This window comes from Desulfolithobacter dissulfuricans (assembly GCF_025998535.1).
GTDB classification, from domain to species: Bacteria; Desulfobacterota; Desulfobulbia; order Desulfobulbales; family Desulfobulbaceae; genus Desulfolithobacter; species Desulfolithobacter dissulfuricans.
Map to the genome: position 1 here is coordinate 1 of NZ_AP024233.1, position 11,712 is coordinate 11,712.

Below are 11,712 nucleotides of genomic sequence, written 5' to 3' on the forward strand. Positions count from 1 at the left end.
CGTTATGGCCGGGCACGACTTTGCCGTCTGCCCGGACCATGCAGGATTGTTGTTCTATTTTATTGTATTTACAAGAAAGGAGCGCAAGAGGTTGGTTTCAATGGTGTGGGAAACTGTCAGGGAATCGTTGCAGGACGCACTGCCGGAAAGCGATTTTGGCCTGTGGATCAAGCCACTTTCGTGCAGAAGAGAAGACCAGCAGGTGCTGGAGCTGGTTGGACCGGACCGTTTTTTCTGTGCCTGGGTCCAGGAACGGTACCTCGAGTTGATTAAAGGCCGTCTGCAGGAGTTTGGCGGTCCCTCCGAGGTCAGACTGACGGTGGCCAGCGAGCCCGAGACCCAGCTGGATGCCGGCGCCGGAGGTCAGCTCCGTCTGCCCGGGGTCACAGCCCCGGTCAACCGGATCCGGTCCCTGCATCCAGGCTACACCTTTGAGCAGTTCATGGTCGGGGAATCCAATATCCTTGCCCGGTCCGCCTGCCAGGCCCTGGCGGATGGCCAGTCCACCTATGGCCACTGTCTGTTCATCAACTCCTCCACCGGTCTTGGCAAGAGTCATCTGACCCAGGCCGTGGTCCACAAGGTGATGCAGACCGCCCCCTCCACCCGGCTCCATTATCTGACCGCCCAGCAGTTCTCCGCCGAGATGGTCCAGGGCATCCGCAGCGGAGCCATGGACAAGTTCTCCAGCAAGTACGTGCAGAACTGCGACATGCTCCTGGTAGAGGACATCCACACCCTGACCGGCAAGAACAAGACCCAGGAAGAGCTGAACACGGTGCTCGATTACCTGATCCGTTCCGGTCGTCGGGTGATCCTGACCTCGGCTGTGGCCCCGCGCAACATTGCCGGGATCGACGAGGATTTCCGTTCGCGGATGACCTCCGGGCTGGTCACCCATATCGAGGAACCGGAATATGAGACCCGGGCCTCCATCATTCGCCACAAGGCGGCCCAGAATGAGCTGGAACTCGGCGACGAGGTGGTGGATTTTCTCGCCCGCCATCTGCGGGGCGATATCCGCAGGACCGAGAGCGCCCTGATCGGGATCCGGGCCAAATCCTGCCTGTTGGGAACCCCTCCGGACCTGGCCCTGGTCAAGGAGGTGCTCAGCGCCATCATCGACCGGCCGGCCGAGCTCTCCGGCGAGACGATCCGTGATTTTGTCGGCTGTGAGTTCAAGGTTTCCATCGAGGAGCTGACCTCCCGCTCCCGCAAGCGCTCCATCACCTTTCCCCGCCAGGTGGCCATGTACCTGACCCGCAAGTACACCGGGGAATCGCTGGCCGATATCGGTCAGCTCTACAACCGCGACCACTCCACGGTTCTCCATGCCATCAAGGTGGTGACCCGGGACATGTCCCGCAAGACCTCGGTCCGCCGCCAGGTGGAGATGCTCTGTGAAAAACTGCAGAAATAGGTCCTGAGCCGCCGCCGAACCGGTACCCCGCTCCTGGCGGGTACCGGTTCGGGCCTGTTGCGCACGGTCTGCCATTTATCTCATGGTCCTCAGCATGACTGTGCTGTCCACGGGGCGGCCAGGTTCACGGCTGCCAGGCCCCACTGCGTAGATTTTCTTCACCTCGCTCCGCTGCTCCCCAGGAAAAAGTTTCATTCCATTTTGTGACATCCCAAGGTTTAATGGACTCAACTTAGAGGAAAAGTACTTGTCCTGGGTTACGACATGGTTACGATTTGATTAATTCCGCAACAGCAGGATGAAAGGAGCCCTCTCTTTTCGGGTCAGGGGAGAATCAAAAAGACATTTGGAGCTCGTATCGATGCATACCTTACGTTTACAACTACTATCCAAGATGTTACTGCCTATCCTGCTGGTGCTGATCCTTGCCGGCTGCAGCAGGTACCCCATGGGCATGAGTGAGGATGAATGGGAACACCTGTCGCCCGAACAGAAGCTTGAGATGCGAAGGCAACAGGCGGAGTTGAGGGCACGGGAGCAGCAGGAGCGGTTGCGCGCGGAAACGGAGAAAACCCGTATCGCAGCCGAACTGGAGAAAGCCCGCCTGCAGACCTGGCGGGAGCTTGCTTCCGGGATGGGTTACGGTGAATTCATCCGTGTCAATTTTCTTTCCGGCGAAGGGGATTTCCACGGATACGGTCCGATCGTGCCAGACAGTTTCCTCCTGCCGATCGGCGGTTTGGAAAAGCTGCGTTTGCGTAACCGCGATGGTGACGAGTTGGCGCTCTGGGCCGGTTACCAGCCGGGCAAGCTGATCCTGTGCTCCGAATCCTTTGCATCGTACAGCGACTACGACCCACGCCACTGCGCCATACTCCTGGACAACTGGTGGGAACAGGGCGAGGAGTACCATGTCGAGGTTCCGGGACGCTGGGACCCGGATCAGGCCTTGCTGCGCAAGGCGGTGGTGCGGGTCAAGGCTCTGAAGGCGAAGAACTGCCGGTGACGGAAGTTTTTTCCCTCTCCCGCCCCGCCGTGTCCCTTTCCTGGAACAGTAGTCCAGGAAAGGTTTGAAAAAGTCGGTTTTCTTGCCTGGTTATCCGAAAACCACCACTACTCTCAGGTAATTGCCGGGTGGTTTTCATGGTCTGTTGTGGCTGACCGGTCTGGTCCAGCCATGCGGGCTAGAAATAGACCCCTTTTACCTCTGCGCCTTCCTCTTTTTCTCCTGTTCCCATCAGGACGCCCTTGGCTGCCCTCCAGGCTTCCTTGGCCATGTCATTGATGCCGATGCCGCCCCAGCCAAAACCGCAGACATGCAGGTCCGGCCAGGTCCTGGTGAGCTGGTTGCGCCACGTAAGCAGGGCCGGGTAGCCGCGTTCCAGCTGCGGGATGCCCGAGGCAGGCCGCAGGACCCGGGCAAAGACCGGGTCGGGCAGGTCGATGAGCTCCTTGAGGTCGGCCAGGGTCTTGTCGATGAGCTCGGAGTCGTCCAGTTCCAGCCGTTCGGGATGGCGGCGGCCGCCGATGATGGTCTCCAGCAGTACGTGGCCGGTCGGGGCCCGGCCGGGGAACATGTTGGAGGAGAACAGGGACCCGAGGGCGAATCTCTTTTCCTGCTCCGGGGCCAGGTAGCCGAACCCGGGCGGGATCTTTGCCTGGTCGGTGAACCCCAGGATGACTGTGGCCACCCGGGCCTGGGGCAGCTCGGCAAGCGGCGGCGCGGTGATGTCCGGTACGGTGGCCAGGAGCCGCAGGGCCGGGTTGGCTGGCAGGGCCAGGACCAGCTGGCGGCAGGAAAAGGCGTTGTGCCCGGTCTGCACGGTCCAGCCTTCTTCATTGCGGGCGATACTCTGCACCCCGGTGCGGTACATGATATCCCGGTTGACCTTCAGGGGCTGGACCAGGCCCAGGATCAACCGTTCCATGCCCGAGGAGAAGGAGGTCATGGCCGGCAGTTCCTTTTTGCCGCCGCCGGAGCCTTTCTTCTTTTTGTCCCTGAGCATCTGGAACACTCCCTTGAGGACCGAGCCATGCTCCTTTTCCAGCTTCCGGACCCCGGGCATGACCCCGTCGATGCTGAGCCGGGTGATATCGCCGGCATAGGTGCCGGTGAAGACCGCGTCGGCAAAAGGAACCAGGGCCCGGCCGAACCGGTACTCCACCCAGTCGGCCACCGAGGGCTCGCCATCGAGCGGTTTTTTCCAGGCATCGGCCAGGACGCGGAGCTTGGCGGACAGCGGTACCAGATCAGCGCGGATGATCTTCATCGGCTGCTGGGGAATCATCCGCAACCGGCCGCCCAGGCAGATGTAGCGGACAAACTTGCCCAGCGGGGCCTTTTCTACCTCGTCCTCGGCCCCGGCCAGGTGGATCAGGACCCGGGACTCCAGGCAGTTGTCGAGAAAACCGTGTGGCCCGTATTCAGCCAGGAAGCCTTCCTCGCTCCTGGTCTGCACTGCGCCACCGGGCCGGTCTGATTTTTCCAGGACCAGCAGGGAACATTCCGGCCGCTTGTGGTGCAGGAACCGGGCCACGGCCAGCCCACTGAGTCCGGCCCCGATGATGATGGCGTCATAGATTTGTGTGCTCATGTGTAGCCCTTCGAAAATATGGTGGATTCCGGGACAGATTACGGTTTGTCCCCACTCTTGACAGGCCCGCAATCATGCTTACCATGTTGCCCGAAAGAAGAACCTGCATTGGGCACAGTCCCGGCCAGGGACCATGGGGTAACAGTCCGGGGAGGGGGCAGGTGGACAATGCAGAGGGAAATATACCCAAAGAGATGCAACAGAACCAGAAAAAAGGGAGCAGGTACAATGACAGACACCAAAGTCGAAACCAGGCAGTTTCAGGCGGAAACCAGGAAGGTTCTCGATATCGTGATCAATTCTCTCTACACCGAGCGTGATATCTTTGTCCGGGAACTGGTCTCCAACGCCGCCGATGCCCTGGAAAAATACCGGCATATCAGCCTGACGGAAAAGCCGGAATTTGACAAGGACGTACCCCTGGAGATCAATATCGACTGCGATGCCAAGCGCCACCGGCTCACCATCACCGATACCGGTATAGGCATGACCAGGGAGGAACTGGAGACCAACCTGGGGACCATCGCCCATTCCGGTTCCGGCAAGTTTCTCGAGGAGCTGGCCGAGGCGGCCAAAAAGGATATCAACCTGATCGGCCAGTTCGGGGTCGGTTTCTACTCGGTCTTCATGGTCGCCAAGCGGGTCCGGGTCCAGACCCGGTCCTGGGACGGCAGCGAGGGGCACGAGTGGGAGTCGGACGGCGCCGGCACCTACACCATCCGCGAGTGCCCGGGGCTGCACCGGGGGACCAAGATCATCATCGAGCTCAAGGATGATGCCGAGGATTATGCCAACAAGTTCACCATCGAGCGGATTATCAAGCAGTACTCCAACTTTGTTCCCTTTCCCATCAAGGTGGACGGCAAGACCGTCAACACGGTTCAGGCCATCTGGACCCGTTCCAGGTCGGAGATCACCGAAGAGGAGTACACCGAGTTCTACAAGTTCATCGCCAACGCGGTGGACGAGCCCATGTACCGGCTTCATTTCTCCACCGATGCGCCGCTGGCCATCAATGCCCTGCTTTACGTACCAAAGGAAAACTACGAGCTCATGGGCATGGGTCGGATGCAGCCGGCGGTCAACCTGTATTGCCAGAAGGTGCTCATCGATCAGCATTCCGAGCATATCCTGCCGGAGTGGCTGCGCTTTTTGAAAGGCGTGGTCGACTCCGAGGATCTGCCGCTCAACATCTCCCGCCAGGCCCTGCAGGACAATGCCCTGGTCCACCGGCTGCGCAAGGTGCTGACCAAGCGGTTCCTCAAGTTCCTGGCCGACGAGGCCAAGAACAATCCGGAAAAATATGCCGAGTTCTGGAAGACCTTCGGCATCTTCCTCAAGGAGGGAGCCACCTCGGATTTCGAGTACCGGGACGAGATCGGCAAGCTGCTGCGCTTCGAGTCCTCGGCCACCGAGCCGGGCGAGATGACCTCGCTGGACGACTACATCGATCGGATGAAGGAAGGCCAGGACGCCATCTACTATATCAACGGTCCCAGCCGCAGCGCGGTGGAGCACGGGCCGTACGTGGAGATGTTCAAGAAGCGCGACATCGAGATCATCTACACCCTGGAGCCCATCGATGATTTTGTCCTGAGTCACATGGGCACCTACCGGGACAAGAAACTCGTTTCCGCCGACCGCGCCGATCTGCGTCTGCCCGAGGCGGCCGACAAGGAAGACAAGGGCGAGACCCCTGCCGAGACCCTGCCCGAGGAGCAGGTCAAGGAGATCTGCTCCTTTATCAAGGAGGTGCTGGGTGACAAGGTCCAGGAGGTCAAGCCCTCCACCCGTCTGGTGGACAGTCCGGCCATGATCGTCAATGTGGATGGCCTCATGACCTCGTCCATGGAACGGGTTCTGCGGGCCACGGCCCGGGAAGACTCGATGCTGCCGATTGGCGGCAAGAAGGACATGGAAATCAACCCGGCCAGTCCGCTGATCAGGAAGCTTGGCGCCCTGCGGACCAGCGACGCAGACTTTGCCCGCGACGTGGTCTGGCAGATCTATGACAACGCCATGATCCAGGCCGGGCTCCTGGTCGATACCCAGGAGATGGTCAGCCGCAATTACCGTATTCTCGAGCGACTGGCAGGAGATAACACCGCTGATGAACCCGGGGAAAAGTAAGGCCCGTCGGCCTCATGACCGGTAAGCCTTGAAAAAAGGTTGTGTTCACGATATAGGAACACAACCTTTTTTGTATTCCGGGGCAAGGCCGGATGCGAAATTTCCTGTCTCACCATGGAGGAGTCTTCTGTTGGCCTGGTTTTCCGCCCGGTATCCTTCGTGGGACGGTGCCTGCCGGTACCGGACAGAGTCGGTCTTCCGGGTCTTGCGATCTCCTGTCGCCCGTGGCGGTTCCGCCGCCTGCCGGTGCCGGCTTCTTCGTTCCTGCACCGGTGCGGTGGACCCGGGACAAACGTTCTTTCATTCCTACCCGTCAATGCTTTAGTGGTGGCGCTGGCCGGATGAACTGTACCTTGGAGGAAAACTGATGCGCCGCGTACTCGTTCTCTGTTGTGTGTTACTGCTGCTGGGTGGCTGTTACGGTAAGCCGGTGCGCCACCTGGCCTCCGATGCCAGCCTGATCAAGCCGGATGTCTCCACCCGGAGCGATGTCCTCCTCTATCTCGGGGAACCCGACGGTCACCGGGTCGTTGCTCCGGGGGTGGAGGAATATGTCTACTATGAAGATCGCAAGGGGCTGCTGGGCCGGGCGCCGGTGATCGGCTCCTACCTGGACCCGGAGGGCTATGAGATGCTGGTGATCACCCTCAAGGGGGAAAAGGTGGCCGGCTGTGAATTTCGCGAGTTTGATAAAAAAGACACAAGCTGGATGGACGACTTCACCTGGGAAGAGATCAAGTGAACCACGCCACGTCCTATGACATCAAAAGGGAGCGGATGGTCGAGGAACAGCTGATTCCCCGGGGTATCAACGATCCCCTGGTCCTGGAGGCCATGCGTACGGTTCCGCGGCATCTCTTTGTCGAGGACGCCATGGCGGCCCGGGCCTATGACGATCATCCCCTGCCCATCGGTGCGGCCCAGACCATCTCCCAGCCCTATATCGTCGCCCTCATGACCCAGGCCCTGGGGCTCAAGGGCGGGGAGCGGGTGCTGGAGATCGGCACCGGATCCGGTTACCAGGCCGCGGTGCTGTCGCGGATCTGCGACCGGGTCTACACCATTGAGCGGATCGATTCGCTCCTGGGCCGGGCCCGGAGGGTCTTTGACAAGCTCCACTACCATAACATCGTTTCCCGGATCGACGACGGGACCATCGGCTGGCCGGACGAGGCGCCCTTTGACGGTATCCTGGTGACCGCCGGCGGGCCGAAGATCCCCGAGCCCCTCCTTGCGCAGCTGGCCGATCCGGGCCGGCTCGTCATCCCGGTGGGCGACCAGGCCGTTCAGGAGCTGCAACTGGTGGAGAAAAAGGATGGGGAGCTCACGGTTCATCCCCTGGAATATGTCCGTTTCGTCAGCCTGATCGGGACCCATGGCTGGGACAGCTGAGATGGAGGCGGGACTGAAGAGACCCTCCCTGGTGCAGCGGGTCTATGACCGGTGCATGGAATGGATCCAGACCCCGGCCGGGATCTGGGCCCTGTTTTTCATCGCCGTGGCGGAGTCGTCTTTCTTTCCCATTCCGCCGGACGTCTTTCTGATCGCGCTGTGTATCGCCGCTCCGAAAAAGTCTTTTCGCTATGCCGCCATCTGCGCCATTGGTTCGGTGGTGGGCGGGGTGATCGGCTATGGACTGGGGCTCGGTTTCATGGATACCCTGGGGATGCGTATTCTCGACTGGTACGGGCTCCAGGAAAAGTATGGTGTGGTCCAGGACCTCTACCGGCGCTACGATGCCTGGGCCGTGGGGGCAGCCGGCTTTACCCCGTTGCCGTATAAGCTCTTCACCATCACGGCCGGGGCCTTCAAGATCGATTTCGCCACCTTTTTCTTCGTCTCCCTGGTGGCCCGGTCGGCGCGTTTTTTCCTGGTGGCGGGACTGATTTACCGGTTCGGGGCCCCGGTCCAGTACTTTATCAGGCGGTATTTCAATATCCTTTCCATTGTTTTCCTGATTCTGCTGATCGGAGGATTCATTCTGGTCAAGACGCTGCTCTGAGATCGGCAGGATCCCCGGTCTGTTCTCCTGCAAGGGGTCGGACGGACAGGTAATGCAGAAGATCCCTGGGGTCAATGAGATGAAATCAACTTCCCGCCGCCATCCGGCCCGTTTCCCCGGCTCTCTTCTGGCCGGATTCGGGACCGGGACCTGCCTCCTTCTCAAGGCGCTGCCCGCCTTCGCTCTCCAGACCCATGCCGCGCCCGAGGGGCTATACGCCCACCAGATCGGGCATGTGCTCTACTTTCTTGCCATGGCCGGCCTGGTCTACAAGATACGCAACTCGCAGCTGTGGGGAAGTGCAGCCTGGCGCTGGATCGCCACCGGTGGCTTTCTGCTCGGCCTGTGGAACACCTGGGCCTTTGTCGGCCACGTGGTGGAGACCCTGCTGCCCCAGAACCATTTTGTCGGCAGTGTGGAAAGTGGTCACACGGCGCTCAGGATGGTGTCGCTCCTGGATTACCTTTACTGGTTCCTGCGTATGGATCACCTGATCTGCGTGCCGGCCCTGATCTGTATCTACCTCGGGTTGCACCGGATGCGGCGGGAGCGGGTCGCCAGCCTGATGACCCCCAGAGAGCAGAGGCCCTGATGATCTGGTCACTGTATCCGCTCAAGCTGGTGGATATCACCGGCTGCCTCGTCATGCTGGTGGTGGCCAGCTGCTGCCTGCGCCTGGCCCTGCAGATCTACGACCGTGAGCCGGAAAATGCCCTGACCACCTACCTGAAATGGCTCATTGCGGCCCTGTTTGCCTTCTGTGTCTCCCGCTCGCTTGGCCACCTGGTCCGGCACCTGCTCTACCTGGTCGGGCATGGCCAGCTCTGGCACCGGCTCTCGCCCCTGAGCGGGTCCATCAACACCATCAGTTTTGTCGTTATCTTCGCCGTGACCCTGTTTTTCCAGGATACGATGAGGATCATGGCCCGGATGATCAGAGATCGGGAAAACCTGGAGAAGACCAGCCGCCAGGTCCTGCAGCTCAACCGGGATATCGAGGTCATAGTCGCCGACCGGACCCGGGCCGAGCTGGCTCTGCAGGTGGCCCATGAAATACGTAATCCGGTCATGGTGATCGGCGGCCTGATCCGGCGCCTGCTGGGTCGAGGCAGCCGGCAGGATACCAGGCGGGACGAGCAGCTTGGGATGGTCCTGGAGCAGACCGAGAAACTCGAATCGCTGATCAACCGTTTCGAGGATCTCCAGGCCGGGATCAAGGAGCATTTCGGCGAGGTCGATCTCAACGATCTGGTGCGCCAGGTCCTCGACGTGGTGAAAAAAGAGGCGGTGGCGGCCGGGATCCGGTTGGAAAGCCATCTGGCGCCGGGCTCCCTGGTCCTCCAGGGTGACAGTCAGCTTCTCCGGGTGGCGATTCTCCATCTTGTCCGTAACGCCATCGAGGCCTGCGGCCAGGGCAACACCATCACCGTAACCACGGGCCGCGATCAGCGGGGGATCGTGCTGACCATCAGCGATGACGGTCCCGGGATTCCTGACCAGGTCCTGGAGCATATTTTTGAAGCCTTCCATGAAACCGATGCCGGTCCCACCGGCCTGGGGCTGCCCTGGGTCCGGCAGATCATCGACGAACACCGGGGTACCATTGACCTCGCCAGCACCTCGGGTCGGGGCACCACGGTGACCATCACCCTGCCGACCCACCTGGGAGAACTCCAGCACCAGCCCTCGTAAGATATATCCACCCCTCAGGCCGCCGCCATTTTTCCGGCCAGCTTTGCCACCTGGAGAAGGATCTCCTCCAGGTCCATGGTCAGCAGTCTCCTGTTGCGCACCACCAGTTGTCCGTCCACAATCACGTCCCGGACACCACCCCCCGGGCCGCGTACACCAGCAGGTTCGGGTCGTAGAAGGGGCGCAGGTGCGGCCTGTCCAGGTCCATCAGGATGAGGTCGGCCACCTGGCCCGGTTCGAGCCGTCCACCGGGACCGGATCGGTGCGACAGCAGGGGAGTGGTGGCCAGTTCCAGGATCCGGGCGGCCGGGATCGCCACCGGGTCGCGGCGACGGATCTTCTGGATCTTGGCCAGGCAGTCCATCTCTGCAAACAGGTCGAGGACATTGTTGCTGGCCGCGGAGTCGCTCCCCAGGCCCACCGGGATATCCCGGGTCAGCATGTCTGTGACCGGGGCCAGGCCCGAGCCCAGCTTCAGGTTGCTCCGCGGACAGGTGACCACCTGGGCCCCGGTGCGGGCGAGGATATCCAGGTCCTCCCTGTCTACCCAGACGCAGTGGATACAGACGGTCATGGCATCGAGTAGACCCAGGGCCTCCAGGTGGCGTACCGGCGAGCTGCCCCGGGGGTCCATGATCTGCTCCTGTTCGCCTGCGGTTTCGGCCAGGTGGATGAAAAAGGGCGCGTTTCGTTGCCGGGCCAGTTCCCTGGCCCGTATCAGGGTTTCGGGTGAACAGGTGTAGGGCGAGTGGGCGAAGATGGCCGGGGTGACCAGAGGATGGTTCTGCCACTCATCGAGGAACCGGGCCGCGGCCGAGATGTTGTCGGCCGGGTCCGGCACTCCGGGTGCAGGAAAATCGATCACCCCCTGGGCGGCCACCGCCCGGATCCCGCAGCCGGCAAAGGCCCTGGCGGCCTCGTGTTCGTGGAAATAACCGTCGGCCACCGTGGTGATGCCGGCGAGAAGCATCTCGGCCGCGGCCAGCGTCGTGCACCAGAAGACCATCTCCGGGGTGACGGCCCGGGCCTCGGCCGGGAAGATGTGCTCTGTCAGCCAAGTGGCCAGGTCCAGGTCATCGGCCAGGCCCCGGAAAAGGGTCATGGCCCCATGGCAGTGGCCGTTGACCAGGCCGGGCATGGCCAGGCAGCCTCTGCCGTCGATGATGGTGCGGGCCTCCTGGTCGGTCAGGGCCTCCATGGGCCCGGTCTCCACTATGTGGCTGTCCCTGATCCGGATGAAGCTGTTCGGAAGGAGCGTATCCTCTCCCGGAGCGGGGAAGAGCAGGGTGTCGGTGATCAGAATGTCGGTTTGCATAACCTCGGGTATTGCTGTATGGTGGCGGTGCATGGCAAGGGCCTCAGCCCGGCGGCGGGTTCGCCCCGTCGGCCTATACTGCGCACCCTGTAACCTGTAACGACGGATGAGCAGACAACAGCAGGAATATACCCCATATGCCGGCCGGGGCAAGACCCATGAGGGTCCGGACCACAGCGCACCCTACCCGGTGAGCCGGCTGGCGCCGGCCATTTCCCTGGTCGATATCGCCTCGGAGATCGAGCGGGCCGATACACTGCTCGCCAGCCACGCCGAAGGGCGGCTCGAGGTGATCGCCCGCCAGATCCGGGCCCTGCAGGACGAGGCCCGGACCATCCTGGAAAAGGCCCGACGCGACCAGGAGCTGCACCGGGCGGAAAAATCTTTCCAGGTCCGCCCCGGCCATGTCTACCATCTCTACCGCCGCAGCGACGCCACCCTGGTCTGGTCCCTGCTCTCGCCGGCGGACTGGAAGGGCAGGCCGCCGCATGCCTATGTCGGCAGCTACCGGCTGGAGGCGGACATGGGCTGGACCGAGGTCGAGACAGGTATCTGATTG

General features: G+C 61.5%; 11 protein-coding genes. 9 read left to right on the plus strand and 2 right to left on the minus strand.

The features are described 5' to 3' along the window. Positions 1-100 precede the first annotated feature (100 nt). Entirely contained in the window at positions 101-1,420 is a 1,320-nt protein-coding gene (gene dnaA, locus GF1_RS00005) for a chromosomal replication initiator protein DnaA (protein ID WP_267927578.1), read from the plus strand. 448 nt (positions 1,421-1,868) lie between these two features. After that, positions 1,869-2,426 carry a hypothetical protein gene (locus tag GF1_RS00010; protein WP_267927580.1) on the plus strand — a complete coding sequence of 186 codons (558 nt, stop codon included), beginning with the start codon at positions 1,869-1,871 and terminating at the stop codon, positions 2,424-2,426. A 178-nt stretch (positions 2,427-2,604) separates the two neighbouring features. Here GF1_RS00010 and hemG read toward each other — a convergent pair whose 3' ends face one another. Continuing rightward, complete coding sequence (gene hemG / locus GF1_RS00015; RefSeq protein ID WP_267927581.1) at positions 2,605-4,014, minus strand: protoporphyrinogen oxidase; 1,410 nt, start codon at positions 4,012-4,014, stop codon at positions 2,605-2,607. A gap of 228 nt (positions 4,015-4,242) precedes the next feature. Here hemG and htpG point away from each other — a divergent pair, with 228 nt between their 5' ends. The 6 genes from htpG (at position 4,243) to GF1_RS00045 (ending at position 9,838) form a co-directional block, all read left to right on the plus strand. Then, entirely contained in the window at positions 4,243-6,144 is a 1,902-nt protein-coding gene (htpG, locus tag GF1_RS00020; RefSeq protein ID WP_267927582.1) for a molecular chaperone HtpG, read from the plus strand. A gap of 367 nt (positions 6,145-6,511) precedes the next feature. Beyond that, entirely contained in the window at positions 6,512-6,886 is a 375-nt protein-coding gene (locus tag GF1_RS00025; protein WP_267927583.1) for a hypothetical protein, read from the plus strand. A 35-nt stretch (positions 6,887-6,921) separates the two neighbouring features. Next, positions 6,922-7,536 carry a protein-L-isoaspartate(D-aspartate) O-methyltransferase gene (locus GF1_RS00030; protein ID WP_267929159.1) on the plus strand — a complete coding sequence of 205 codons (615 nt, stop codon included), beginning with the start codon at positions 6,922-6,924 and terminating at the stop codon, positions 7,534-7,536. After that, complete coding sequence (locus GF1_RS00035; RefSeq protein ID WP_267927584.1) at positions 7,520-8,146, plus strand: YqaA family protein; 627 nt, start codon at positions 7,520-7,522, stop codon at positions 8,144-8,146. The genes GF1_RS00030 and GF1_RS00035 overlap by 17 nt, the downstream gene beginning before the upstream one ends. A gap of 52 nt (positions 8,147-8,198) precedes the next feature. Continuing rightward, complete coding sequence (locus GF1_RS00040; RefSeq protein ID WP_267927585.1) at positions 8,199-8,738, plus strand: hypothetical protein; 540 nt, start codon at positions 8,199-8,201, stop codon at positions 8,736-8,738. Next, complete coding sequence (locus tag GF1_RS00045) at positions 8,738-9,838, plus strand: sensor histidine kinase (protein ID WP_267927587.1); 1,101 nt, start codon at positions 8,738-8,740, stop codon at positions 9,836-9,838. Before GF1_RS00040 ends, GF1_RS00045 begins: the two co-directional genes overlap by 1 nt. A 121-nt stretch (positions 9,839-9,959) precedes the next feature. Here the strand turns inward: GF1_RS00045 and GF1_RS00050 are convergent, their stop codons facing one another. Beyond that, positions 9,960-11,153: an amidohydrolase family protein gene (locus tag GF1_RS00050; protein WP_267927588.1), complete on the minus strand. Its 1,194-nt coding sequence runs from the start codon at positions 11,151-11,153 to the stop codon at positions 9,960-9,962. A gap of 106 nt (positions 11,154-11,259) precedes the next feature. Here GF1_RS00050 and GF1_RS00055 point away from each other — a divergent pair, with 106 nt between their 5' ends. Then, a complete protein-coding gene (locus tag GF1_RS00055) occupies positions 11,260-11,709 on the plus strand; it encodes a DUF2452 domain-containing protein (RefSeq protein WP_267927589.1) in 450 nt (149 codons plus the stop codon). The last annotated feature ends 3 nt before the right edge of the window (positions 11,710-11,712 follow it).